28 protein-coding genes and 1 tRNA gene are annotated in these 24,582 nt (G+C 69.1%); 8 read left to right on the top strand and 21 right to left on the bottom strand.

The genetic code is table 11. From position 1 onward, the window contains the following. Positions 1-27 precede the first annotated feature (27 nt). The 3 genes from AC07DO_RS20650 to AC07DO_RS20640 all read right to left on the bottom strand — a co-directional run bounded on the left by AC07DO_RS20650 (position 28) and on the right by AC07DO_RS20640 (position 2,634). On the bottom strand, positions 28-747 hold the full coding sequence (locus AC07DO_RS20650; protein WP_479061426.1) for a nucleotidyltransferase family protein: 720 nt from the start codon (positions 745-747) through the stop codon (positions 28-30). Positions 748-783: 36 nt separating this feature from the next. Continuing rightward, positions 784-1,245 carry a hypothetical protein gene (locus AC07DO_RS20645; RefSeq protein ID WP_150217726.1) on the bottom strand — a complete coding sequence of 154 codons (462 nt, stop codon included), beginning with the start codon at positions 1,243-1,245 and terminating at the stop codon, positions 784-786. Between the two features lie 252 nt (positions 1,246-1,497). After that, on the bottom strand, positions 1,498-2,634 hold the full coding sequence (locus tag AC07DO_RS20640) for an ABC transporter ATP-binding protein (RefSeq protein ID WP_479061425.1): 1,137 nt from the start codon (positions 2,632-2,634) through the stop codon (positions 1,498-1,500). A gap of 216 nt (positions 2,635-2,850) precedes the next feature. On the opposite strand from AC07DO_RS20640, the gene AC07DO_RS20635 reads away from it, so the two are divergent. Continuing rightward, a tRNA-Thr gene (locus AC07DO_RS20635) sits at positions 2,851-2,924 on the top strand. Between the two features lie 47 nt (positions 2,925-2,971). On the opposite strand, the gene AC07DO_RS20630 is transcribed toward AC07DO_RS20635, so the two are convergent. From AC07DO_RS20630 to AC07DO_RS20615, 4 genes are all read right to left on the bottom strand, one after another. Beyond that, positions 2,972-4,369: a tyrosine-type recombinase/integrase gene (locus tag AC07DO_RS20630; RefSeq protein WP_471419732.1), complete on the bottom strand. Its 1,398-nt coding sequence runs from the start codon at positions 4,367-4,369 to the stop codon at positions 2,972-2,974. Positions 4,370-4,456: 87 nt separating this feature from the next. Then, positions 4,457-4,660 (bottom strand): helix-turn-helix domain-containing protein, encoded by a 204-nt coding sequence (locus AC07DO_RS20625; RefSeq protein WP_471281003.1) that lies wholly within the window; start codon positions 4,658-4,660, stop codon positions 4,457-4,459. A gap of 479 nt (positions 4,661-5,139) precedes the next feature. After that, positions 5,140-6,612, bottom strand: coding sequence for an ATP-binding protein (locus AC07DO_RS20620; protein WP_479061423.1), 1,473 nt, complete (start codon positions 6,610-6,612; stop codon positions 5,140-5,142). Position 6,613: 1 nt separating this feature from the next. Further along, entirely contained in the window at positions 6,614-7,474 is an 861-nt protein-coding gene (locus tag AC07DO_RS20615) for a bifunctional DNA primase/polymerase (RefSeq protein ID WP_479061421.1), read from the bottom strand. Positions 7,475-7,594: 120 nt separating this feature from the next. On the opposite strand from AC07DO_RS20615, the gene AC07DO_RS20610 reads away from it, so the two are divergent. After that, complete coding sequence (locus AC07DO_RS20610; protein ID WP_471281009.1) at positions 7,595-7,783, top strand: hypothetical protein; 189 nt, start codon at positions 7,595-7,597, stop codon at positions 7,781-7,783. A gap of 12 nt (positions 7,784-7,795) precedes the next feature. On the opposite strand, the gene AC07DO_RS20605 is transcribed toward AC07DO_RS20610, so the two are convergent. The 8 genes from AC07DO_RS20605 to AC07DO_RS20570 all read right to left on the bottom strand — a co-directional run bounded on the left by AC07DO_RS20605 (position 7,796) and on the right by AC07DO_RS20570 (position 13,260). Continuing rightward, complete coding sequence (locus AC07DO_RS20605) at positions 7,796-8,251, bottom strand: hypothetical protein (protein ID WP_471419741.1); 456 nt, start codon at positions 8,249-8,251, stop codon at positions 7,796-7,798. 202 nt (positions 8,252-8,453) lie between these two features. After that, on the bottom strand, positions 8,454-10,580 hold the full coding sequence (locus AC07DO_RS20600) for an FtsK/SpoIIIE domain-containing protein (protein ID WP_471419743.1): 2,127 nt from the start codon (positions 10,578-10,580) through the stop codon (positions 8,454-8,456). A gap of 132 nt (positions 10,581-10,712) precedes the next feature. Beyond that, a complete protein-coding gene (locus AC07DO_RS20595) occupies positions 10,713-10,880 on the bottom strand; it encodes a pRL2-8 (protein ID WP_471281015.1) in 168 nt (55 codons plus the stop codon). Positions 10,881-10,882: 2 nt separating this feature from the next. Further along, positions 10,883-11,209 carry a hypothetical protein gene (locus tag AC07DO_RS20590; protein WP_471419745.1) on the bottom strand — a complete coding sequence of 109 codons (327 nt, stop codon included), beginning with the start codon at positions 11,207-11,209 and terminating at the stop codon, positions 10,883-10,885. Between the two features lie 105 nt (positions 11,210-11,314). Next, on the bottom strand, positions 11,315-12,172 hold the full coding sequence (locus tag AC07DO_RS20585; protein WP_471419747.1) for a protein spdB: 858 nt from the start codon (positions 12,170-12,172) through the stop codon (positions 11,315-11,317). Continuing rightward, positions 12,169-12,624: a Pycsar system effector family protein gene (locus AC07DO_RS20580; RefSeq protein WP_479061418.1), complete on the bottom strand. Its 456-nt coding sequence runs from the start codon at positions 12,622-12,624 to the stop codon at positions 12,169-12,171. The genes AC07DO_RS20585 and AC07DO_RS20580 overlap by 4 nt, the downstream gene beginning before the upstream one ends. Beyond that, on the bottom strand, positions 12,621-12,878 hold the full coding sequence (locus AC07DO_RS20575; RefSeq protein WP_479061416.1) for a DUF6284 family protein: 258 nt from the start codon (positions 12,876-12,878) through the stop codon (positions 12,621-12,623). Before AC07DO_RS20575 ends, AC07DO_RS20580 begins: the two co-directional genes overlap by 4 nt. A 190-nt stretch (positions 12,879-13,068) precedes the next feature. Continuing rightward, entirely contained in the window at positions 13,069-13,260 is a 192-nt protein-coding gene (locus tag AC07DO_RS20570) for a hypothetical protein (protein WP_479061415.1), read from the bottom strand. Between the two features lie 521 nt (positions 13,261-13,781). Here AC07DO_RS20570 and AC07DO_RS20565 point away from each other — a divergent pair. Then, positions 13,782-14,594, top strand: a complete 813-nt coding sequence (locus AC07DO_RS20565; RefSeq protein WP_479061413.1) for a GntR family transcriptional regulator — start codon at positions 13,782-13,784, stop codon at positions 14,592-14,594. Further along, on the top strand, positions 14,591-15,343 hold the full coding sequence (locus AC07DO_RS20560; RefSeq protein ID WP_479061412.1) for a glycosyltransferase family A protein: 753 nt from the start codon (positions 14,591-14,593) through the stop codon (positions 15,341-15,343). The genes AC07DO_RS20565 and AC07DO_RS20560 overlap by 4 nt, the downstream gene beginning before the upstream one ends. Positions 15,344-15,956: 613 nt before the next feature. Here AC07DO_RS20560 and AC07DO_RS20555 read toward each other — a convergent pair. The 3 genes from AC07DO_RS20555 to AC07DO_RS20545 all read right to left on the bottom strand — a co-directional run bounded on the left by AC07DO_RS20555 (position 15,957) and on the right by AC07DO_RS20545 (position 17,644). Then, entirely contained in the window at positions 15,957-17,003 is a 1,047-nt protein-coding gene (locus tag AC07DO_RS20555) for a hypothetical protein (RefSeq protein ID WP_479061410.1), read from the bottom strand. Positions 17,004-17,210: 207 nt separating this feature from the next. Continuing rightward, entirely contained in the window at positions 17,211-17,429 is a 219-nt protein-coding gene (locus AC07DO_RS20550; protein WP_479061408.1) for a hypothetical protein, read from the bottom strand. Next, entirely contained in the window at positions 17,426-17,644 is a 219-nt protein-coding gene (locus AC07DO_RS20545; protein ID WP_479061407.1) for a hypothetical protein, read from the bottom strand. The genes AC07DO_RS20550 and AC07DO_RS20545 overlap by 4 nt, the downstream gene beginning before the upstream one ends. A 155-nt stretch (positions 17,645-17,799) precedes the next feature. Here AC07DO_RS20545 and AC07DO_RS20540 point away from each other — a divergent pair, with 155 nt between their 5' ends. After that, positions 17,800-18,042, top strand: a complete 243-nt coding sequence (locus AC07DO_RS20540; RefSeq protein ID WP_150169376.1) for a GntR family transcriptional regulator — start codon at positions 17,800-17,802, stop codon at positions 18,040-18,042. Positions 18,043-18,320: 278 nt separating this feature from the next. Here the strand turns inward: AC07DO_RS20540 and AC07DO_RS20535 are convergent, their stop codons facing one another. After that, positions 18,321-19,742, bottom strand: coding sequence for an NAD(P)/FAD-dependent oxidoreductase (locus AC07DO_RS20535; RefSeq protein ID WP_479061405.1), 1,422 nt, complete (start codon positions 19,740-19,742; stop codon positions 18,321-18,323). Positions 19,743-19,904: 162 nt separating this feature from the next. Between AC07DO_RS20535 and AC07DO_RS20530 the strand changes: the two genes are divergently transcribed. From AC07DO_RS20530 to AC07DO_RS20520, 3 genes are all read left to right on the top strand, one after another. Next, entirely contained in the window at positions 19,905-20,720 is an 816-nt protein-coding gene (locus tag AC07DO_RS20530; protein ID WP_479061404.1) for a DsbA family protein, read from the top strand. 69 nt (positions 20,721-20,789) lie between these two features. Continuing rightward, a complete protein-coding gene (locus tag AC07DO_RS20525; RefSeq protein WP_479061403.1) occupies positions 20,790-21,677 on the top strand; it encodes an aminoglycoside phosphotransferase family protein in 888 nt (295 codons plus the stop codon). Positions 21,678-21,744: 67 nt separating this feature from the next. Continuing rightward, positions 21,745-22,224 carry an N-acetyltransferase family protein gene (locus AC07DO_RS20520; RefSeq protein WP_479061402.1) on the top strand — a complete coding sequence of 160 codons (480 nt, stop codon included), beginning with the start codon at positions 21,745-21,747 and terminating at the stop codon, positions 22,222-22,224. A 9-nt stretch (positions 22,225-22,233) separates the two neighbouring features. On the opposite strand, the gene AC07DO_RS20515 is transcribed toward AC07DO_RS20520, so the two are convergent. Together AC07DO_RS20515 and AC07DO_RS20510 are read right to left on the bottom strand one after the other, a co-directional pair. Next, positions 22,234-23,457 (bottom strand): GNAT family N-acetyltransferase, encoded by a 1,224-nt coding sequence (locus AC07DO_RS20515; RefSeq protein ID WP_479061622.1) that lies wholly within the window; start codon positions 23,455-23,457, stop codon positions 22,234-22,236. Between the two features lie 88 nt (positions 23,458-23,545). Further along, positions 23,546-24,562, bottom strand: coding sequence for a zinc-binding dehydrogenase (locus tag AC07DO_RS20510; RefSeq protein ID WP_479061401.1), 1,017 nt, complete (start codon positions 24,560-24,562; stop codon positions 23,546-23,548). Positions 24,563-24,582: the final 20 nt, after the last annotated feature.

The raw sequence follows: 24,582 nt of genomic DNA, 5'->3' as shown, positions 1-24,582 counted from the left end.
GCGTACCGGAGTTCGTTGAGGGACCGGTCAACGGCCCTGTGCGGCAAGCTCCTTGGCGGCCTCGGTGAGGTCCTTCGCGGTGTCGATCGCGCGCCAGTAGGCGCCTTGCGGCAGCGGGAAGCCCGCGAGGCGCTTCGCGCGGGCCAGCCGCGGGAACGTGGTGCGCTCGTGGTCGCCGAGGTCCGGCAGGAGCGAGGTGAACTCGGCCGCGAAGACGTACACGCCCGCGTTGATCAGGTACGGGGACGGCGGGGCCTCGACGAAGTCCGTGATGTGGCCGAACGCGTCGGTCTCGACGGCGCCCCACGGAATGCGGGGGCGGGCCAGTGCGAGGGTCGCGGTGGCGTCGCGCTCGGCGTGGAAGGCCGCCATGTCGCGCAGCGAGAAGCGGGTCCAGATGTCGCCGTTCGTCGCGTACCAGGGCTGGTCCGCGTGCGGCAGGTGCCGGGCGGCGTACTTGAGACCGCCGCCGCGGCCCAGGGGTTCCTTCTCGACGACCGTGCTGACGTTCAGCGGCAGGTCGGCGGAGTCCAGCCACTCCTGGAGCACCTCGGCGAGGTGGCCGCAGGAGACGACGGCGTCCGTCACGCCCTCCTCGGCGAGCCAGGCAAGTTGATGGCCGATGATCGGGGTCCCCGTGCCGGGGATCTCGACCATCGGCTTGGGCCGGTCGTCGGTGTACGGGCGGAGCCGGGAACCCTGGCCACCGGCCAGGACGACAGCCTGCGTGGGCTTCAGCGTGGTCATGCCGGAAACCCTACGCGGCGCTGCTCCGCGGCCCGCTCAGCCCTTCTGATGGGCAGCGGCCACGCCCGTGGCGAAGGACGTGTCGCAGACGGGCCTGGCGTACGACTGGGCGCGTGTCGGGCCGTAGACCCGCACGGCGGCACGGCCGAGCGCGCGGGCCAGCGCGACACAGTGCCGGGCGAGCGACGGGTGGCGGTTCACCTCCTGCTGGAGGTGCGTGAGCGCCACGCCCGGGTTCTTCTCCTGGAGTTCCAGGAGGAGCCGGTCGCGCAGGACGTCCTGCGGGGCGCGGGACTTGGCGGGCTTGGAGAGGTTGTCGGCGGATGCGGTGAGCATCGAGTCCGAGGCGTTCCCCGACCAGTTGACGCTGGTGACCGCGAGGGTCCCGGAAAGCACCAGCATCACGGGCAGGACGAGAGCGAGCGTGCGGCCGATGCGACGGGCGGGGCCCCGGTGGGCTCGGCGCGGCTTCTGGGTGTAGTTGGCGGAGTGCGTCACGCGAGGAGCGTAGCGCTAGGTGATGATTTGGCGACATTTAGTCACCCGGTCGAGCGACAGAGAAGAGGTTTCCCGTGGAGCGCTGTTGACGCCACCCCGGCGAAATGACCGATGTGCCGGGGTATTTGTCGACAACGTCGAGTGCGGGGGTGCGGACGCGCCGGGGCGGACGGGCGTACGCGAAGGGCCCCGCACCGTGGGTGCGGGGCCCTTCGCGGACATGGCGGGGGGCGTCGCCGCCCCCGGCAAACATCAGTCGCTGAGACGCTCACCCGTCGAGGTGGAGAACACGTGGGTCTCACCCGGACGGGGCACGACGTGCAGCTGCGCGCCCTTGTCCGGGACCTGGCGGCCGTTGACGCGGACGACGAGGTCCTTCTGCTCGCCGCCGACCTCGGCGGTGCCGTAGACGTAGCCGTCGGCGCCGAGCTCCTCGACGACGTTCACGGAGACGGCGAGACCGGCCGGGGCGTCCTCGGTCTCCTTGGAGAGGGACTTCGCGGCGGCGCCGTTCTGCTCGACGATGTCGAAGTGCTCGGGCCGGACGCCGACCGTGACGGTACGGTCCCCGCGGTCGGCGGCGGCGCTGAGGGCCTCCCGGTTCACGGGCACGACCGAGTTGCCGAACTTCACGCCGCCGTCGGTGATCGGGACCTCGACGAGGTTCATGGCGGGGGAGCCGATGAAGCCGGCGACGAAGAGGTTGGCCGGGCGGTCGTACATGTTGCGCGGCGAGTCGACCTGCTGCAGCAGCCCGTCCTTCAGGACGGCCACGCGGTCGCCCATGGTCATGGCCTCGACCTGGTCGTGCGTGACGTACACGGTGGTGATGCCGAGCCGGCGCTGAAGGCTGGCGATCTGCGTACGCGTCGACACACGCAGCTTGGCGTCGAGGTTCGACAGCGGCTCGTCCATGAGGAAGACCTGCGGCTCACGCACGATGGCGCGGCCCATGGCGACACGCTGACGCTGACCGCCGGAGAGGGCCTTCGGCTTGCGGCCGAGGTACTCGGTGAGGTCCAGGATCTTCGCCGCGTCCTCGACCTTCCGGCGGATCTCGGCCTTGTTGACGCCGGCGATCTTCAGGGCGAAGCCCATGTTGTCGGCGACGGTCATGTGCGGGTACAGCGCGTAGTTCTGGAACACCATGGCGATGTCCCGGTCCTTCGGCGGCAGGTGCGTGACGTCGCGGTCACCGATGCGGATGGCGCCGGCGTTCACGTCCTCGAGCCCTGCGAGCATGCGGAGCGAGGTGGACTTGCCGCAGCCGGACGGACCGACGAGGACGAGGAACTCGCCGTCCTCGATCTCGATGTCGAGACCGTCCACGGCGGGCTTGTCGCCACCCGGGTAGATGCGGGTCGCCTTGTCGAACGTAACAGTGGCCATGGTGAGGGCCCCCTTCACCGGCAGGAACGTGCCGGACGATCCGAGTAGAGGGAGTGGTGTAGTCCACCTGAGTGAACTGGTGGTGACCGTACCCCGGGGGGTTGTGGTCTGTCAGTAGTCGGGGGGCTGCGAGCTTCGAGGAAATTTTCGACGGGGGTGGGGGCGGTGTTGGTTACACTGCACGGGCACGTGCGGCTGCCGTCGGGCGTGACGTGTGCCTCCTTAGCTCAGATGGCCAGAGCAACGCACTTGTAATGCGTAGGTCGTCGGTTCGAATCCGACAGGGGGCTCTTCTGGAACCCCAGGTCGGATGCGCTCCGACCTGGGGTTTCGTCGTTCAGCGGATGCGGCGTCGGCGACGGGAGCGGGCCGCGCGGCGGTCCTCAGTCTCAGTTCCAGTCTCAGTTGCGGGTCCGGGGGCCGGTTGCGGGGCGGGTAGGAAGGCGTCTCCCATGCGGCGCATGGCGTCCTTGGAGAGGTGCGAGCGGCCCTTGACGTAGCGGCGGGTCTGGCTGATCTGGGTGTGGCGGAGGATCTCCATGATCGTGGGCATGTCGACGCCCAGCTCGTTCAGGATCGTGCCTGCGGTGTGGCGGCTTCCGTCGTAGAGGCGACGGTCGTCGATGCCCGCCTCCGCGAGGAGCTCCTTGAACTCCGCCCAGTCCTCGCGGGGGTCGATAGGGCGTCCGTCGGCGCGAGCGAACACGGCCTGGTGCTCCTGCCAGAGTTCGCCGGCCGCCTCGCGGAGCTCGTCTTGCTGGGCCTTGTGCGCGACCAGGTAGGGGATGAAGGCAGGCGGGATCGGGACGGGGTTCGTGCTCTTCTTGGTCTTGGGGCGGGTGAAGACCAGGCCTCCGCCCTTGCGCTCGGGGCAGATGCTGGCGTGCTTCACGCAGGTGGTGGTGCAGGGCTTGGGGCAGCCGCGTTTGTAGTTCTTGTGCTGGGCGCAGTGCGGCGGGCAGGGCTCGAAGCGGTGGCGGCGGGCTCCGCAGGCGTGGGGGTCGCTGCATCCGTGCCGCCATGTGAGCCGCTGGAGCTGCCAGCGGGGGTGGAACAGCTCGGCTTCCAGGTCGACGTACGGCCAGCGCAGTCCCAGGGTCTCGCCCTGTCGGAACCCCATGCCGACCCCGACGATCCAGCGCATGAACGTGGGGCGTTTCGCTGCCGCTTCGAGGAACGCCTTTGCCTCTTCCTGGCTGAACGGGTTCGTCTCGGTCTCGTCGATGCTGGGCGGATCCACGAGGGTGGCGACGTTCTCGCCGATCATCCGGCGGCGGTGGGCGATCTTCAGGGCCCGCGACAGGATGCGGTGCACCTTGACCACGTGGGAGGGGGCGCGTCCGGCGTCGAGCATGGCCCGGTACATCTGTTCCAGGTGCTCGGGGGCGAGCTTGTCGATGCGGTGCTTTCCGACGCCGGGGATGATGTCGTTGCGGGTCTTGGACCAGTAGTCGTCCAGCGACCGGGGCTTGAGTTTCAGGCTCGCGATGTCGGTCAGGTAGGTCTCCATCCACTGGCCGACGGTGGGCTTGCGGCCCGCTTTGGTCGCGCGCCCCTCGTCGCGGAGCTTCTCCAGATCGCGGACCTTGCGGCGGACTGCGGCTTCGGTGCGGGCCATGCGGTGCCGGCGGTCGGGGCTCCCGTCGGGCAGTACGCCCATGGTGACGCGGCCGTGCCACCATCCGTCGTCGCCGAGGTAGACGGACGATTCGTTGTTTGCCCTGCGCGGGCTCATGCGTGCCTCCATGCGGGAGGCGCCCCGAGCGGTGTGCTCGGGGCGCCTCAAGGGATGTGCGGGTCTCAGGGATGTGCGGGTCGCGGATCAGTTGGGCAGAACGGCGAGGCTTTCCACGAAGGCTTCGAGGTCGGCACGCCGAATGCGGCGAGTACGGCCCAACTTGATGTACTTCAGGGCGCCTTCGGCCATGAGCTCGTAGACGGTGGAGCGTCCGAGCGAGAGTGCTTTGGCAGCTTCCTCGGGCTTGTAGAGGAGTCGGTCGACGGGGGCAGCGATGGCGGTGCTCATCCGGGGGTGCCTCCTGGGCAGTTCGTCCGTGCCTTCGGGGGAGGGGAACGAGATCTGTGGCCTGCGTGTGTCCGAGGCTCGGAGTTCTGCGTCACCGCGTCACCTGCGTCGCGCGTAGCTTCTGGCCTGCGGATTTCGCGTGACGCAGGACGTTCGGGGTGCGTCACGTGTGACGCAGGCTGTCCGGCGCGCGTGACGCAGGTGACGCGACGTGACGCAGAGATCGACCGTCCGCGTCACGTTCGTATGCGCAGCTCAGCGGGGGTTTCCGGGGTGCTCGTGACGCAGGTGACGCAGCGTTTCCCACTTAGGAAAAAAGGGGGGCGTGTCTGTGGTGGTGTGCGCGGCTCAGGACGTGAAGAAGGTGCCGCTTCGCGGCGCGTCCAATGCAGGGCGGCGGTGCCGCCGAACAGCAAGAGGAGCACGCCCAGGCGGGGTGCTCCTCTTGCTTGTGTGCCGGTGGGGCAGTGCGCCGCCGGTTAGAACGCTTGCTGCTCGGACGCTGCCGTGCCCGGTGAGCGGGTCATTTCGAGGTAGCGGCCCTCACGGGTGCGACCCGAGTCGATGAGGACACCCCGGGCGGCCAGGGTTGGTTGGAGGCGCTTGAGGCGGTCGGAGAGGACCTTGCCCGTGGTCGGCCACCCCTTGGGCAGGGGGCGGAAGTCCTCGCCGCTGTAGAGGCCGCTGAGGCTGTGCAGCCACTCCGTGGAGGTCATCCGCAGGGCTGTACCGGGCTCGATGCCCTCGGCATGCTTGAGGACGGTCTGTGCGAGGAGATCGCCCTCGATCACGTCGTCGTTCAGGTCGTCCAAAGCCGCTCGGTAAGCGGGCAGCACGCCCAGACCTGTCGCTGCGTCGAGCTGCGCGCACAGGTGCGCGAAGTCCGCCATCCGCAGGTCGGTGGGCGTCTCGGCTTCGGCCGCGCGGACCTTGACGGTGAGGTCGAGGAGCGAGCCCAGGACGACGGGCAGCACCTCGGCATACTCCGCCCACAGCTCCGCCTCGGTGCGCCGGACCCGGGGTCGTACCAGGCGCAGGGGTAGGAGTCGTTCAGCGAGGTCGGGGCGGATGACGCCGACGTCGATGCCCGTCATGAGCAGCGGGCGGCGGTAGCCGACGCGGAACACGTCTCCGTCGGTGAACAGAGCGCGCTTGACGTTCTCGGCCCCGGTGACGATGCAGCACATGGCATCCGACAGGTCCGGCGTCATGTAGGAGAGGTTGTCCAGGGCGGTGACCCAACCGGCCGCCACGGCCGCGAGCAGGTTCTCCTCATCCTTCGGGGCGCGACGCAGATCGCCGCTCATGCCCTCCACGATCCGTAGGAGCATGCGGCCCGCTGTGGATTTGCCCGCGCCCTGCGGCCCGGTCAGGAACGGGGCCGGGACGGGCACCGACGGGCCTAGGCAGCCGATCAACCACGCGATGGCTAGGCACTCGGTTTCCGCGGTGGCGAAGTTACACAACCGCATCAACAGGTCGATGCCCTTGCCGTTGGTGTCCTTGGCCGGCAGGGGCAGTTCCCCGGTGAGCTGGGTGCGCCGCCAGCACACTTCCCGTGGGTCGGGAACGGCGATGTCCCACCCGGCGGGGTGGATACGCACGGACTGCCCGTCACTGCGGCCCAGGTCCAACCAAGTCGCCCCGTCGTATCCGGGGGCGACGCGGATGTGCACGGCCTGTACGTCCTCGCTCAGTGCGAGGGCTTCGATCAGGTCCAACGCCTCTTTGAGGGCGGTGCCGTTGAACACGCCGAGTCCGTCCTTGAACAACCCGACCATGAGTTCTTGGCGGTGACTGCCGGTGGTCCCCTGGGAACGGATCGGGCGGGCAACGGGGTGGCCGTTCTTCTGTGCGTAGACGGTGCCGTCGGCGGTGCGGAAGTACCGGAAGTGGCTTTGCGCGTAGTCGGTGATGATCTCGCGCGCGGGGTTCTTCTCGTCCTCGGACATATCACAGCCCCAACGTGGTGCGGGCGTTGGACCACGCGTCGGTGCAGTGCCGGCGCGTCTCGCCCTTGGTCTGCGCGGCAGCGAACAGGCGCGTGATGTGGGCGGCGGTGAGGCAGCCGCACCGGCCGTGTTTGGCGAGCACAGCCAGGAAGGTGCGGTAGACGGTGGCGTGTACGCCGGTGGTGGCTTGGGTGATGCGCTGCTCGGCCATGGCAAGGCCACGGGCCAGGTAGGTCGGAGTGCGATGCGGGCACGGGCCGCCCCCGACCGGTGCGGCCGCGGTGACGGTCTGGGCCGTGGTCCGAGCCGGGGGCGTCGTCTTCGCGGCGAGGGCGCGGACGGCATCCGGCAGGGCGGTGACGGTGCCGGTACCGGGACCGAGCCAACGGGCGTAGGCCATGGACGACTTGATGTCGACGCCGGGGCGGACCGCGTTGGCGGACTGCATCGCACCCAGGTAGATCCAGTGCTCGCCGCGTGTGGTGGGCACGGTCTGTGTGGCGGGCAGGTTGTTGCGGGCCCAGGTGATGGCATCGGCGTCGTCCAGGTCCACGACGGTCAGTCCCGCCCCGCCCGGGTGGTACGCGACCGCGCTCGCGCTCAGCCACGCCTCGCGCCAGATACGGGAGCTGATGATGTTCGGGTCGGTGGTCGCGGCGGCCCATCCGTGGCAGGGGGCGGGGCAGGTGCAGGGGCCGGGGGTTTTCATGTTCGGCCGGCCGCCGCACGCGGTATCTGCGCATCGACGGCAGTTGCCGAAGGGTGTCTTCCCGGCTCGCAATGGCAGGACCGGCGCCCCGGAGATTGCGAGGGAAAGAGCGGTCTGCAGGGGCTCTCCCCGAACATCGGTGGGTTGCGTCATGCTGGAGACCTCCATCAGGTCTGTAGAGGACGGGTGGACAAGGGCGGCCCCGGTTCTTTGGCGAGATGCAGGGGCCGCCCTTGCCTCGTAAGGCGGGCGAGTGGGAGTAGGCGCAGGACCATGACGGGTTGGTACAAGGCCGGGGTGGTGGTTGCCGCCTACGGGGTGGGGGTCGTGGTCTTCATGGGGGTGAAGCACTGGATTGACGAACTGCCGTGGCCACAGGCGGCCCTGGAGGCATCGGTGTGGGCGCTGGTGCCGACGGTCGTGGGTCTCGTGGCCGGTTGGGTCCAGCGGGAGCGATCGTGATCGCTGGCGGGCTCAGCCGTGGAAGTGATTGCGCTTGATCACGGCCTTGCGGGCGTTGACCGTGATGCCGCCACGCGAACCGCCGCCGAAGATCTGGATGGCGATCCATCCGCCGAAGACGACGGCGGCGAGGATGATGAGCTGTTGCACCAGGGCGGCCAGGGCAGCGATGAACGTGGTGAGCAGGAGCAGCCCGCCGCAGATGGCGCCGAAGCCGATACCGCCGAGCGCGATGTTCACCGCCGTCCGTGAGATTGCCGATTTGGCGGCCACCGGTTCGGGCTTGGCGGCGTCGATGGCGTAGCCGGTGACGATGCGGCCGTCGGGCAGGACGATGGACTGCACGGCCGCCACCGTGGACGGCTGGACCGGTGCGAGCGGAACGCTGGGAATGACGGTGACGGGGGCGGGCTGATGGACGGTCACGGCCCCTTCCGTGGGCGCGCGGTTGGTGCGGTCGGGATACATGCGGAATCCCTTCGGGTGAGATCGCAGGGAGGCAGAGACACCCCCTTGCGGGGGCTCTCAGGAGGGGTTTTCGGGGGTTGGCCTGCGGCGTCTCCCTGCCTCCCTGAGCGATCATTCGTGCAGGTCAGGTGCAGGGAGGCGGGTCAGGGAGGCGGTCAGGGAGTTCTCCCTGCCTCCCTGACCCGAAGCGGCTCGGCTCCCTCTAATCGACGTGCGAAATGGAAGCGTCCGGGCCCTCGTCGTCGGGGCGGTTGGCGAGGGCGCGGGCGACCCGGTCACGGGAGACGACCATCACGCCATCGGACTTGTACGGCTCCGCCCCCGCGTTGTCGAGAACGCGCTTGAGGTTGATAAACGACCACTCGCCGTACGCGCCCACATCGAGCGTGGCGAGCCGCGCAAGCACGTCCTTGGTCCGCACGCGGGGCGCGTCCCCGAGCACGGAGAGGATGTCCGTGAGCGGGTCGCGCTGCTCGCTCCTATCGATGGCGTGCAGGGTGGTGACCCCGTCGCGCAGGGCCTTGGCGCGCTCGGTGATGGCCTTGGCGTTGTCGTCGTCGATGTAGTGCGTGCGCACCGTGATGGACGACTGTCCGGCCGGGATGGTGATGCCGTCCGAGGCGACGACCAGGGTTCCCCGGTCCAGGCCCGGACGGAGCAGGTTCGGGGCCGCGCCGCCGTCCACGGCCTTGTCTCCCAGCGCCATGCGGGCCTGGGACTCCGTGCCCAGGGCGAGCGAGGCGCGGGTGTGGGCGCCCTCGCGGACCAGCTTGGGCAGGTTCTCGTTGGTCGGGTCCTGGGTGCCCTGCCACATCAGGACGTTCACCGCACGGCCCTGGTTGTGGATTTTGCGTACGGCCATGAAGTAGCGGGAGTTGGCCTTCGAGCCGCCGTAGGGGCGCTTCTGGTCGTCCTTGGCCGGGCACATGAACGCCACCTGCGCCTCGTCGACGAGCACGATCAGCGGCGGGAAGGTAGTGCCGGGCGGGGCCTGGATACGGCGGTTCATCTCCTCGACCGCGCTCTCGACCATCTCGGTGACCTCGATGACGTGCTCGTCGGTCGGCCCCTGGATGAGCGTGTGGGCGAGGCCGTCGAACATGGCCCAGTCGCCGACGCCCTTGAGATCGCCCATGAGGAACTGCACCGACTTGTCCAGGGCCAGCCACAGGGCCAGGGAGCGCAGGGCGACGGTCTTGCCCTGGTTGGACAGGCCGGTGATGAGCAGGTGGCGCTGGTAGAGGCTGAGTGCGGCAGCGTCCCCGCGCAGGTCCTGACCCCAGGGGGCACGGCCCTTGGCGTAGTCGGCGGTCATGGTCTCGTCGGTGACCAGCGGGGACGGGCCGATCGGCTCGTCCAGCGCACCGGAGTCGGCCACCCACAGCCGCACGGTGCGGGCGGCTTCGGGGATCGTGATGAACACCTCGTGCTCGTGCCGGGTGAGGTTCTCGGCGAGCTTGCGGCGCCGCTGCTGAACCTCGACCGTGGACACCCCGGACGGGAGCGTCACGTCGACCTCGACGCCGCATCCGGCGATCCGGATCGGCCCCAGCATCGCCGCGCCTGCGTCGCCCATCTCCTTGATGGCGTTGCGCAGCGCGGGCACGCCCAGGTCGCGCAGGGCCTTGACGACGATGGACGGGGTGATGGGCTCGCCCTCGCCCGACTGGACGTTCGCCGGCAGCGCCCAGTTCGGCGCGGCCTGCGAATGGCGGCCCACGCTCCACAGGGCGAGCAGCGCCAGCAGTGGCCCGATCCGAAGGGCGGGGCCCCACACGATGGACACGATGGTGATGAGCAGGCGGACGAACTCGATGACCGCCATCAACGGTGTGAGCACATCGGTGACGTCCTCGTTCGCGATGGCCAGCACCACTCCGAGCCCGACGAGCGCGCCGATGCCCGCCCCGGTGCCGACCGCCAGGCCTTTAGCGACGTCGACGGGGGACTTGAGGAGGTCCATGCGGCGGCGGTGACGGGCCTCGCGGAAGCGCTGCAGCCGCTCTTCCCACTCGGCGGCCACCTCGTAGTTGCCCTGGGCTTCGGCGGCGCGAAGGAGGCGTTCGTAGCGGGCGCCGGTGCGGCCGTCCCAGGCGCGGCGGGTCACGATGCGGGTGCCGCCGACCACGTACATGCTGTGCCGCACGGCCAACCGGCCTGCCTCACGGGTGCGTTCGTGGGTGACCGCGTGCCGCACAGCACGCCCGGAGCGCACCCACAGCGGCACCGCCGGCGTGGGGGCAGGCTCTGGGACCACGGTCAGGGTCGGGCCGGGTTCGGAGGCGGGCGGGGGCGGGGTTTTGTGCAGGGGAACGACGTTGCCGTCCATAGGGGAGGGCTCCTGACTGCCCCATGCGGGGCGGGAAGGCGGGGTGGCCGGGCCCATGGCAGGGCGACCACCCCGAGCAGCCGGAAGGTGCGGGCACGCGTCACGCGGCGCGTGAGGTGCGGGCGGGGGCGGTCACCACCAGAAGGACGGCTTCTTGGGCACGAGGACCGGGCAGCCGTTGCGCATGTGGTTCAGGCAGGGCTCGCACTCCCCGCCCTTGAGGGCCCTGTGAATGCTGCTGTCGTGGGCGTGCGCCCAGCACTGCGGGCACTCACCACCGGGCGTCGGCTTGGGGGCCATGGTCACCACCACCCCGAGGACTTCGCGGCCTTCTTGGCGGCCTTGTCGGCGGCGGCCCGCCTCACGGCCTCGTCCCGCTCGACCTGAAGTGCGTTGATCTCCGCCTGAAGACGGGTCTGGGCCGTCTCCCACGTCGCCGTGGCCTTCTCCTGGCTACGGTCTCCGCTGCGATGCCGCGCGATCTCGTACGAGCCGCTGGCCGCGGCGGCCAGGATGGCGCGGCGTTCACGCCCATTCAGCGCCGACATCTCGCGCCGTCGAGCCTCTTCCAACTTGCGCTTGGTGAAGCGGATTTCGCGATCAATGCGGTTGGTGTCAGGGGTACCCACAGGGGGCCTCCTCGTGAGGAAACGTGCCTGGTCAGGGAGTGGTGCGGGAGGTGTGGGCGCACAGCACGCACATGCCGAGCGAGGTCGGCAGGCAGTAGCTGCAGATCACGCGACGCGCTTCCAGGCGGCCCGCAGCCGGACCTCAGAAGCGGAGTGCCCGGAGGCGCGGAAGCGGGTGGCCATGTCGCGGTAGGACAGGGCGGGGTCCTCGCTCGTGCGGATCGCGTCGACCAGCTGGTCGAGTGCGGTGTCCGTAAGCGCGGGCGCGGCCGCATCGAGGGCGGGGACCTGTTCGCTCGGCCCCCACACGGGCAATTCCCAGCGGGCCGTGACGCCGGGCGTGACGGGTGCCGTCACGCTGGTCAGCGCCTTGCCGGTGCCTTCGCCCTTGCGGGCCGCTTCCAGCGTCGACCAGGCTCCGGACAGGGTGTGGGCGGTCTTGGCCTGGACGCGGGCGACGCGTGCCCCGGCGGCCGTCACGGCCGTCAGCCGCGTCTCCTCCGTGGCCGCTTCGGCACGCAGCCGGGCACGGGCCACGGCCGCCTCGTCACGCGCCTCTTGCTGAATGCCTTGGATGGCGTCCAGCGCGTGAGCGGTGAGCGCGGTCCGCTCCCACAGGCCGTGCACCAGCCACAGGGCTTTCGCAGCGATCGGCAGCCATGCGACCGCCAGCCATGCGCCGGCAGAGTCCTCGACGGTCACCGCATGGGAGACCAGGACCCCGGAGGCCAGAAGGCCGAAGGACCAGCCGATAGCGGTCACTACGCGGTTGTGGTCGCCCTGCGCGGCGAGGCGGCGCTCATAGGCCAGGGTGGCCAGCCAGCCCCCGTCGATCCCCAGACCGACGACCAGAGCGACCAGCCACGGCACGGCGCTGCCCAGCCACATCATGACCACGGCGAGGGTGAGCACCATGGACACGGCCGTCATCGCGACCGCGGGCAGTACCGTCTTGGCCCTCACAGCGCACCTCCCGCCTGGAGGAGTGCGGCGAGCACGAGCAGGGCGGCGCCCGCCCGAGTCAGGTCGACCGCCTGCTTGAGGGCGGTGAACTTACGGACCGCGATGCGGGCCAGGCCTGCGATGTCCCGCGCCCGCTGGTCTTCCGCGAGTTCGGCGGTGATCTCCTCGGCGCTCAGCGTCGCCCACAACGGGAAGCCAACCGGACGGGAGCCGCCCAGGTTCGGGCGGACCGACGACAGCAACAGGCCCGCAGCGGCGAGCAGCAACGCCGTGCCCAGACCGCCGACCGCGCAGGCCGACACCGACGGGTGCGTGTCCTTGGCGACCGTCCACGTACCGGCGAGCAGCGCGCCGACGAAGGCCAACAGAAGACTGGCCTTGGTGTCGGTCCGCGCGATCTCAGCCTTCACCTCAGCGTGCGCGGCGGTCAGGTTCGCCTCGATGGCACTCATGCGCCCACCCCCGAAGCGACCGTGTTGGTCAGCGTGCGGCGTGCGGCGAGCACCTTGCGGCGGGCCCGTCGGATACGGCGGGCGTCGACCTCGTTCGGGGTGCGGTCCAGGGTGATGATCTGCGCGTCGAGCAGGTCAACGTCCGCGAGGATCGCCGGCATCTCCTGCTCAATCGCGTCCAGCTCCCCGCTCGTCGGCTCCATAAAGTCGGCGAACGCGGTAACAGCGTCCTGAACTGCGACGATGTGATCCATGGGTCGTGTTCTCCCTAGCAGGTGGCAACGGCCCAAACAGCGGCCCCGGTGTTCGAGCACCGGGGCCGCGCGCCGTTGTTATGGGAACCGCGCAGGCAGTGCGCGGTGAGGCCGCTGACGACGGCCCGAGTGCCCCGGGCCGGATTCGATCCGGTGCCCGGGGCGGCTGGACGGTGCTGCGATTGTCGGGTCAGGCGGGGGTGATGTCGCGGGCGCTGACGATGTCGTCCCGGGTGATGGGGCCGCTGTCCATGGCGATACGGACGTCCCCGCCGCTGAGGTGTTCCAGGACGGTGACCCGTCGGCCGGTGGCCTTGAGGCGGTACTGGTCGGTCTGTGCGGTGGGAGTGGTCGCGGCCTTGTGCTTGTTCTTGCCGAACATGGCGTGTCCTCTCACGGATGCAACGGCATGAGCAGCGGGCCCGGTGTTCGAGCACCGGGGCCGCGCGCCGTTGAAGTCGGTGGTTCCGGCTCCCCTCGGCGCTGCTCGTAGCGCGACGAGCAGCGGAGGCAACCGGCCGCCTCAGGGAGGCGGCGGTGAAGTGGTGTGCTCTGTCTCCTTTGGCAGCGCAAAGCACCGCCGATGTAGGCGTATGGAGACGTGATCTCTCGATCTACAAGCCCTCCGGTCAATGACAAGGCGCCGGGTCGCCTCCCCCCGTCCGATGCGGGGCTCCTGGCCGTGCGGTCGTGCAGGTCAAGCGGTGCGCGGCATGGGCTCCACATGGGGCGAGCTATCCCGTCCGCGCTGCCCATGCGGCAGCACCCTGGAACGTTGTCCCGGGACTGCCGTTGGGCATGGCAAGAGACTGGCACTAAGTCCCGGGACTGTCAACAGTCCCGGGATAGCCGTCAATCCCGGGACTGTGGTTCACTGGCTTGGTCGATGAGGAGGGGTTCTGTATGGCACCCAAAACGCCGCAATGGCGTGGACTCGCGGACCAGATCGCGCGGGACATCGCGGCCGGCGCATCCGGATACCGGCCTGGAGATCAGCTCCCGCAAATTCGGGACCTGGTCGCGCAAGGCAAGGGATCGAAGACCACCGTCCTCGCGGCCTATAAGGCGCTGGAGGCCGAGGGTCTGGTCAGCATGGTCCGCGGGCACGGAACGAAGGTCCGCCAGCGCCCGCCGCACCAGATTCGCCGCCACCAGGAGCGATACGTCTGGGAAAAGAAGCTGGCGCTGCGGCCCGATGAGGTGCGCCGCACCAATGGTGTGGTCGACAAGGACACGGGCCTGGCGCACGACCAGATCGAGACGCACGCGACGTTCAGGGCCATCCCCGCCGACGCGGATCTCGCCGAACGGTTCGGTGTGGAGGCGGGCACCCTGATGCTGCACCGGCAGTACTGGCACAGTGCCGGGGACGATCCGACCGCGCTATCGCTGATCGACTCCTACCTCGTCCACGAGGTCGCGGCACGAAACCCTGACCTGCTGGACAGTGCTAAGGAGCCGTGGCCCGGCGGGACGCACCATCAACTGAGCACCATCGGGCTTGAGATCGACCGCATCGACGACGGCGTCAGGACTCGGCTCGCCACCCAGGCCGAGGCCCGCAAGCTGGGCATCCCGACCGGCAGCGCGGTACTCCTCCTCGACAAGACCAGCATCTCGACCGAGGGCGACGTCGTCGAGTACTCGCACGTGGTGCTCCCCGGCGAGCGGACCGAGCTGCGGTACTCCGTGCCGCTGGAGAGGTGGACCCCATGACTCGGATCATGTCGGTGGTGACGCCGGTTCACGATGCGGCACTGCCCTTCCTGCCCGAGGCCTACGCCTCGCTCCGTTCGCAGGAACTGCCCACTGGCTGGGCCTGGGAGTGGCTGATCCAGGTCGACGGGGGCAAGGCGGTCGATGTGCCTGCCGACATCCGCGAAGACGCGCGCGTCGCGGTCGGTGACAACAGGCGCGGCGGGCCTGGAGTCGCCCGGACCATGGCGTGGGGCCGCAGCCGGGGCGAGCTGGTGAAGGTCTTGGACGCTGACGACGTCCTGCCCGTCGGCGCCCTCGCCCGAGACATTGAGGTCCTGGAGGCGCACCCGTCCGTCGGCTGGACGGTGTGCAAGGTGCTCGACCTCATGCCGGACGGCTCACTGGTGCACTACACACTCGGCGACCCGGACCCCGGCCAGCTCACCCGGGGCGAGCTGTACGCCTACTGGTCGACCACGCACCGGCCCGCGGTGCATCCCGCGTCGCTCTGCATCCGGGAGAGCCTGCTCGCCGAGGCCGGGGGATGGATGGCCCTACCTGCGTCGGAAGACACCGCCCTCTTGCTGGCTCTCGACGTGATGGCCGACGGATGGTTCATCGGCGAGGCGGGACTCCACTACCGCAAGCACCCGGGTCAGACGACCGCCCACCCTGATCACCGTGACAGTGCTGAGTGGGAGGCCAGGATCGGAGCGATCGGCAGGCGCACGGAGGCACTTGGCCGCAAGTTCCTCCCCCATACATAGAAAATGCCCTTACACGAGAGCCCCGAGCGCATAGCGCCCGGGGCTCTCGCAGGTCAAAAAGTGGAGATGCTCCAGGTTCACAGACTGCCCGATTCGTAGGAAGATTGAGAAGCCGTGATCACACCCAAAAGATTCACCGACCTAGCGGTTTACTTGGCACTAGGCTCCAACGCGTTAATGCTGCCTCGAGGATTGCTGGTACTGCCAGCCGCGCTTTTCAGCTTTATCTCGGAGCTTGCTCGCGCGCTTCTTTCGCTGGTTCGGGCTCGCCACATGCTTGAAGTCGATGAATGAATGCCCAGGGGGGCGTGTATGGCTGTCAACTACCTGTGAATCATCAACTACCCGCAGATCCACTTCCTGTACTTCGGCAACGTCCACGCCGAGAACGCCAACCGATTCGAGCCCTAAGGTCTCCGTGAAGTGTGCATACGACTCTGCAGGGCTCACGCGAGATGCCCTTGTTACAGACACCTCGCCCGAATCTTTGGGGGTAGGGCTGAATGCCTGACTAGTCACTCGCCCTTCTTGGATCCATGCCGGATTGACTTGCCTCCAGAGTCGCTCAGCTTGGTCCGATATTTCGGTTTCTCCGAGTCTGAGGTTAGCCTCTTCATCCGGCATACTCTGAAATCCCCCCTAGCACGAACTCTGTAATTTCGGCCAACTGGCGCCAGTGGTAAGTGCTCTCGTTTTCGCCGTCGTCCTCCTTGGAAAAGGCGAATGCCTCCACCTTCTCATTCGGCTCAACGTTTACGGTGATCTCTCCGGAACTGAAGGGCCACTCGAGCTGGACCCCTCCCTGCTCTGTTGGGTAGATGTAGGGGCGTTGGACCCCAGCGTCTAGAAATTCCAAGAGGAGTGCTTCCACCTGCCGTAGAACCCTGCGGGTTACAGGCTCCCCCAGCCCGTCAAGCCACCCCGGCTGAAGCCCTTGAATCTCGGCGAGACGATCCATCCATTTGCTCGGGAGAACCGGTTCAATCGACAGAACGTTCTGGATCTCAATAATCTCTTCTGCGGCTGACTGAATTGCAACGGCATTTACTGCCACTGTGGGTGCAAGAGTTGAGCGATCGAGATACTGCCGGAGGTCTGCGACGAGATCATCAGAGGAGAAACGCCCAAGGACGGTCTTCCCTCCCTTGGAGAGGCGAAGATCGAAAGTCCCCTTCTCGGCGCTTACCCCAGTGATCTGTCCGGTGACGAGGGTTTCGATTTCAAAACGATCCAGGCTTGCTTGCTCTTGAATGAGTCGCCTTACGGATTGTGAGTAAACAGCCGCGAGTGGCGTATCCTCGTCGAACTCAATGGACTCATCCTCCTGGAGACTCCGCCCGAAGGTTGCGAACTCACCTAGCGCGCTCCTGGGGAAGGTGCGTGGAATGCCATGGCCGGAAGAGACGGACCGCAACGCTTCCTGGATCACTCTGCGGGCTTCTTCGAAGATCCCCGCATCATTATCGTCAAAGAGGGGTGAAGTGTCCCCTCGCGTTCGTTCCAGTACGGGGATTACGCTGCCTGTTTTGATGGCGGATAGCCGGAGGGAGAACGAGGAGGAGAAGCCGCTCGGCACCCGCTGGCGAGCAGCATGTTGTCTCTTGTAGAGGCCCCTTGCGACATCTATAACTAGGCGTTCGTACCGCGCGAACTCGGCCAAAACCTCCACGGGTAGGCCTGGTTGTTCGTAACGGCCACCTCGCAGGTGCCAAGATCCAAAAGCGCGATTCTCTGTCCCCATGCCCCCACCCTACCGAGATCGCACCATTTTGCCCTCGATAGCGGACAGTCTGCCTTTCGATTCTGCACTTTGGCTCGTTGTTGCACAATCGAACGGACTGGGCGACTTCAGCTACACGTGTGTTGGCTACTCTGGACCGGATCCGGCCGGGCGTTTCGGGCAGTACGGCCCGCACTCGTACACCTCGATGGACAAGTCGTGCGCACCCTCGCGTCCTTCGGCGCGGCCGGCGGACCTTGCGCCCTGCCAGATCGGGGCGTCGCACCAGCAGCAGTGCCAGCCGAGGTACTGCCAGCCGTTGAGGGTTTTGGCGCGCGGGGGCTTCGGGCGCGCCATCTCGTTCATGGCCTGTCGGCGAACGGGACTAGGTCGTGCTCCTCGCGGCAGGGGAGGCACGCGAAGTCCACGCCCCCTGGGCCCGAGCCCTGTTCCACCACGTTGATGACGCGGATGCCGGCGCTATAGCCGCGGTGCCACGAGCAGTAGCCGTAGCTTCCCGGCTCCATCGCGGCCGGGCTCGGGCTGTTCGGAGAGTTCGGGTCCTGCGTAGCCTCGTTCATGTCGACTCCACGTCAGTCGTCCACGCCCCTGGGTCGTTCGCGCGGCCGCAGAGGTGCTGTGCGTGCACGCAGCGTAGTACTAGCTAGCTAGGGTAGCTAGGCCATACAGGCTTACTCGTCTCGCTGACCAAGCCTGCCCTGCCTAGCTTCGGATCATGGATTGGAAGCCGGACATCCCGCGGTGGAAGCAGGTCTACGCGGTCTTCGAGCAGCGGATCGCCGATGGCGAGTACCCGCCGGGCAGTCAGCTGCCGGGTGTCCTCGCGATCCAGGGTGAGTTCGGCATCGCGCAGATGACCGCACGACGAGTACTCACTGAGCTTCGGGAGGCCGGGCTCGCACAGATGCAACCCGGCATCGGAACCTTCGTCACCGAGCTGCCCAAGCCCAAGCCGTAGTTGGACCCCAGCCCCAGCGTGGTGTGGTGGATGGGTCAGTCTCAGTTCTAGTCTCGGTTGCCGCCGAATCCGGCATCGTTTGCACTCGTCCGTGAGTGTCCGCCATAGCCGTTGACCTGCGACGTTGGCTCTCCCGGGGACGCCCCCGGACCGTGATGGATCAAGCCCGGACAGCTTGTAATGCGTAGGTCGTCGGTTCGAATCCGACAGGGGGCTCTCTTGGAACCCCAGCTCAGACTGCTCTGAGCTGGGGTTTTGTGTGGTGCCGATGTGCGTGGTCAGTGGCGGCCCGTGAGTTTGTCTGCCCATTGGGCCAGGTGGGACGAGGTCGGGGTGTGGGTGGTTCGTTCGCGGTGGTCGGCCGCGTTGTAGGTCGCGTACATCGCGTGGACGCCGAGCCAGCGGAACGGTTCCGGTTCCCAGCGGCGGACCTTGTGGTTGACCCAGGGGAGGGTGGTGAGGTCGGTGGGGCCCGCCTGGCCCGAGTCCTGTTGGACCAGGTCGCGCAGGGTGCGGGCGGCGAGGTTGGTGGTGGCGACGCCGGAGCCGACGTAGCCGCCCGCCCAGCCGAGGCCCGTGGCGCGGTCCAGGGTGACCGTGGCGCACCAGTCGCGCGGGACGCCGAGGACGCCGGACCAGGCGTGGGCGATGCCGACGCCGGTGAGTTGGGGGAAGAGGTGGGTGAGGATCGCGCGGAGCGCTTCGACCGTGGCGGGCTGGGTGCGGCCGTCGTTGTCGGTCTTCGAGCCGTAGCGGTACGGGACGCCGCGGCCGCCGAGCGCGATGCGGCCGTCGGCGGTGCGCTGGGCGTACATGTATGCGTGCGCCATGTCGCCCAGTGTTTCGCGGCCTTTCCAGCCTATTGAGTCCCATTGGGCGGTGGTCAAGGGTTCTGTGGCGATCATCGATGAGTTTATGGGGAGCCAGGTGCGGCGTTGGCCCTTCAGGGATGCCGTGAAGCCCTCCGTGCAGCGCAGGATGTAGGGGGCGCGGACGGTTCCGTAGGGGGTGATCGCGTGTTTCGGGTTGATCTCCGTGACGGGGGTCGACTCGTGGATGGTGACGCCGAGGGCCTCCACGGTCGTGGCCAGGCCCTGGACGAGTTTGGCCGGGTGCAGGCGGGCGCCGTGCGGGGTCCAGGTCGAGCCGACGGCGCCGGCCACGCGTATTCGTTCGGCGGTCTCGCGGGCGCCGTGCAGGGTGCGGTCCTTCTCGCCGTTCGAGAGTTCCGTCTCGTGGAACGCCTTGAGGCGGGCCAACTGGGCGGGTGTGTGGGCGATTTCGAGTACCCCGCCGTGGTGGATGTCCGCGTCGATCGACTCCTCGGCGGCTATGCGGATCACCTCGTCGACCGTGTCGTTCATGGCCCGCTGGAGGCGGACTGCCGCTTCGTGGCCGTGCAGTTTCGCGTAGCGGTCGCGGCCCGCGATGCCGTTGTAGAGCCAGCCGCCGTTGCGGCCGCTCGCGCCGTAGCCGCAGAACTTCTGCTCCAGGACGGTGACGCGGAGGAAGGGGGCGGCCTTCTTCAGGTAGTACGCCGTCCACAGCCCGGTGTAGCCGCCGCCGACGATGCAGACGTCCGCCGTGGCGTCGGACGTCAGGGGCTCGCGGGCGGTGGGCAGGCCGTGGTCCGCGTACCAGAACGATATGCCGCCGTTGACCGTGCCGGGCCCGGGGTGCGTGTTGTTCGCGCTGCTCATGGGCGGACGTTACTGCGCAGGTGGGGGCCGTGTGCAGGGGGCGGGGCCGCCGTTTCGGCCGGTGGGCCGTAAGTCCCTGGGGGCGGGTCGTTCGGCCGTCGGTGCGCGGGATAGATTCCGATACTTTGAGCGGTACGTGTCGAATGTGATGGAGGGCTTTTCATGGCCGTACACAAGGCCGGGCGCAGGGCCGGGCGCGTCGCCACCGCGGTGGCCGCGGCGGCGCTGATCGGGGTGGCCGCGTCCGCCTGTGGCCCCGGCGACGACGACGCCAAGGGCGGCGAGCGCGTCAGCGAGAAGCCCGCGGCGTCGGCCGGGGAGAAGTCCCCGGACTCCGGCGATCCGGCCCCCGGCGATCCGGCCTCCGGCGCCCCCGAGGCGAAGGCCCCCGCGGCCGCCAGTGCGCAACTCGCCGACGTGTCCGCCTCCGTGAAGGGCGGCGTGATCACCGTCGGCGATCCGAAGGCCAAGCATACGGTCAAGATCTACGAGGACCCGCGCTGCCCGTTCTGCAAGAAGTTCGAGGACGGAGGGGCGCAGGCGCTGGTGAAGCCGGTGGCCGACGGCAAGGTCAAGGTCGAGTACACGATCGCCTCGTTCCTCGACAAGAACCTCGGCGGCAGCGGCTCGGTGAACGCGGCGAACGCGCTGCGGGCCTCCGTGGAGGCGGGCAAGTTCCCGCAGTACCACGCCGCCGTCTTCGCCAACCAGGCCGAGGAGGAGTCGGACGACGCCTACACGCCCGCGTTTCTGCTGAAGATCGCCGACAAGGTCGAGGGGCTGCGCGGCGGCGCGTTCGACAAGGCGGTCACCAACGGGACGTACAAGAAGTGGGTCGGTGAGGCGATGGAGTCCTTCAGCGCCGACGGCATCACGGGCACGCCCACCGTCTTCATCGACGGGAAGAAGGCGGATGGCGACGCGCTGTACGAGCAGGGCGCGTTTGCCAAGGAGCTGAAGGCGAAGGGGATTTCCTGATCCCGACGACCTCGAGACCGTTGGGAAATCCCCGTGCGGTCCCGCGGGTGCGTCGGTATCGTCCCGGACGTGATCGACATTCGCATTCCGGACGAGCTGGTCGAGTCGCAGCACCTGTACGCGGGGGAGCCGGGGCGCGCCTTCATCGCCGCACTCCCCGCGCGTGTACGGGAGTTCGTGGAGCGCTGGGACCTGACCGTCGACGGTGATCCGATGCACGGCATGGCGGCGCTCGTGCTGCCCGTGGTGCGCGCGGACGGCACGCCCGCCGCGGTCAAGTTCCAGCTCCTGGACGAGGAGACCGAGGGCGAGCCGGTCGCGCTGCGCGTGTGGGACGGCGACGGGGCGGTGCGGCTCCTCGACCACGATGCCGCCACCGGCACGATGCTGCTCGAACGGCTCGACTCCGGGCGGATGCTGTCGACGATGGCCGACACCCGCAAGGCCGTCCTCGTCCTCGCCGAACTCCTCGCCCGGCTCACCGCGACGCCCGCCCCCGAAGGCATGCGCGGGCTCGGCGACATCGCCGCCGAGATGGTCGACGCCCTGCCGCAGGCGCTGAAGGCGATCGCCGACCCGGCCGAGCGGGCCCTCGTCGAGCGGTGCGGGGGCGCGGTGCGCGAGGTCATGGGGGAGCCCGGCGACCGGATGCTGCACTGGGACCTGCACTTCGAGAACGTCCTCGCGAGCGACCGTGAGCCGTGGCTCGCCATCGACCCGAAGCCGCTCGCGGGCGATCCCGGCTTCGACCTCTGGCCCGCCATCGACAACAAGTTCGACGCGGACGACGTGCTGTGGCGGTTCGACGCGATGACTGAGGTGCTTGCCCTCGACCGCGAGCGGGCGCGTGCCTGGACGCTCGGGCGGGTCCTGCAGAACGCGCTGTGGGAGGCCGAGGACGGGCGGCCGATGGTGGCCGACGACATGGAGATCGCGCGGCGGCTGCTGGGCCGATGACGGCACGGCAGGTGTCGCAGGGTGAGACGGCGTTGACTCGGGGCGGGGTGCGTGGCTTGCTGCCTCCATGATTCGTACCGCCACGCCCGCAGACGTGCCCGTCATCCACACCCTGGTCCGTGACCTCGCCACGTACGAGAAGGTGCCCGACGAGGCGAAGGCCACCGAGGAGCAGCTGCGTGAGGCGCTCTTCGGGGAGCGTCCCGCCGCCTTCGCCCACATCGCCGAGGACGACGCGTCCGGCGACGTCGTCGGGTTCGCGCTGTGGTTCCTCAACTTCTCGACGTGGCGCGGCGTGCACGGGATCTACCTGGAGGACCTGTACGTACGTCCCGAGGCGCGCGGCGGCGGGCACGGCAAGGCGCTCCTCACCGAGCTCGCACGGATCTGCGTGGAGCGCGGTTACGGGCGCCTCGAGTGGTCCGTCCTCGACTGGAACGAGCCGTCGATCAACTTCTACCGGTCGCTGGGGGCGCTGCCCCAGGACGAGTGGACCGTGTACCGGCTGACCGACGGCGCGCTGGACGCGCTCGGCAGCCGGTCATAGGGGCACGTGTCAGAACTCGTCCACCGTGTGCGGCAGCAGCGCCGTGCGCAGGGCCGCGTCCAGGGCCGCCGCCGTGCCGGGCGTGTGCTCCGTGGCCAGGCCCGCGCGGATCAGGGCGTCGGTCTTCGTGCCGCCCAGGTAGCAGGCGGCGAGGTCGCGCACGTCGAGGGTGAGGTCCGCGGGGTCGTCCGTCCTCTCGTACGTACACCCCTCGGGGGACGCCGTCAGGCGGTGGCGGCCCTCGTTGGCCGGGAGGCGGTCGTCGTGGACGTCGAGGACGACGTCCACCGGGGCCGCCCAGGAGCGGGCCTCCAGCGCCCCGCGCACGTCGACGAGACGGACCCACAGCGCCGGGAACTCGCCGGTCACGCGCACCTGGTCGCGGTCGGCGGAGAAGAGGTGCAGCGGGTCGTCCACCGGGCGCCCCCACGCGCGGATGAGACCGGTCAGGTCGATCGACGCGAGGTAGCGCCAGAGGGCGGCCGCGACGGCCGGCGTGTCCGCCTCCAGCTCGTCCAGGCGTACGAGTCCGGGGGCGTCGTCGCGGGTCCTGGTGCGGTAGATCGCGTATCCGGCGACCGAGTCGGCGGGGGTGCCGAGGACGACCACCCGGGGCGGTGACAGCTCGTCGTCCTCCTCGTCCTCGTCCACCAGCCACTCCTCGCGCCACCACGCCTCGCTGCGGGCGATGCGTCCTGCGCGGTCGGCGCGGGTGCGGTCGTAGTACGCGCCGAGCACGCCGGGCGCCTCGGACGGGTCGATCAGGCGCAGCGGCCGCTCGTCCGGCGCGATGCGCAGGGCGAGCGGGCGCCGGGAGTCGACCTCCACGGTGTGGCCGTGCGTGGCGGGGCCGAAGCCGAACCTTCCGTAGATCGCGTCCTCCGACGCCCACAGGGCCGCGATCGGGGCGCCGTCCGCCGAGGCCCGCGCGAACAGCTCCGCGAGCATGCCGGAGAGCACGCCGCGCCGCCGGTGCGTCGGGGCCACGGAGACGAACGTCAGGCAGGGACAGGGCAGTTCGCCGCCCGGCACGGACACGGTGAAGGGGAACGCCGCGACGAGGCCGACGAGTTCGTCGCCCTCGTACGCACCGAAGCGGGTGCAGCCGCGCAGCAGGTCGTGGTGGTGCTTGCGCTTCTCGTCCTCCGGGTTCTCGTGGAAGACGAGGTAGGAGAGCGAGAGCGCGCGGTCGATCCCTGCCTCGGGGATCTCGCGGAACTGGACGGATTGCATACCCATATAACGGACGGTAGTTCCCGTATGCCGTGCGGGCATCCGGATTTTTCCGGCGCCCCCCAAGCGGCGTGCCGGGGTCAGGGGATCAGGGGATCAGGACGACCTTGCCCATGGTGGCGCGGGACTCCAGCGCGCGGTGTGCGGCGGCCGCCTCCGCGAGGGGGAAGCGCTGCACGGCCGGGGTGAAGTGGCCCAGCGACGCGGCGGTCAGGGCGGCCAGCTCAAGGGTGCGGACGGGGTTGTCGCCGCCCGCCTTCTGCATCATCGCCGGGCCGAGCACGTTGAGCTGCGTGATGCCGCGCGCGGCGAGCTCTTCCTCGGTGAACGTGAGCGGCTCACCGTCGTGCGGCCCTTTTCCGGACCAGCCGAAGACGATGTGCGTGCCGCCGGGGCCCAGCAGGTCCACCGCGTGCCGGCCCGCGTCGCCGCCCACGCCGTCGAAGACGACCGTGGCCGCGCGGCCGTCGAGCCGTTCCGCGAGGTACGTGCGGACCTCGTCGGGCCACTTCGGGTCGGTGTAGTCCACGGTGAGGTCGGCGCCGTTCGTGCGGACGCGGGCCGTCTTCTCCGGGCCGCCCGCCAGGCCGATCACGGTGGCGCCGCGGTGCTTGGCGTACTTCGTGAGGAGCGTGCCGATGCCGCCCGCGGCGGCGGGGATCACGGCCACGGAGTCGGGCGTCAGCGTGGCGAATTGCAGGATGCCCATCGTCGTACGCCCCGTGCCGATCAGGGCGACCGCCTCCGCCGAGTCGAGGCCGTCCGGCACCTCGTGGAGGCGGGACGCCTCGGTGACGACGCCCTCGGCGTAGCCCCCGGGGGCGAAGCCGATGTGGGCGACGACGTGCTTGCCCAGCCAGTGGGCGGGGACGTCGTCGCCGAGTGCGTCGACGACGCCGGCGATCTCGCGGCCGGGGACGGTGGGCAGGGCGGGGAGTTCGGGGAGCGGGCCCTGGATGCCCTCGCGGATCGCGGTGTCCAGGAGGTGCACGCCGGCCGCCGCCACGGTGATGCGGACCTGGCCCTTCGCGGGTTCGGGGTCCGGTATGTCGTCGAGGACGAGGTTCTCGGCGGGGCCGAAGGCGTGGAGGCGGATGGCGCGCATGGGGGACTCCTCAAGGGGTG

The sequence above is a fragment of the Streptomyces sp. NPDC045678 genome (assembly GCF_056432085.1).
The sequence above is the reverse complement of the archived record's forward strand: the minus strand, read 5'-3'. Positions and strand labels throughout refer to the sequence as shown.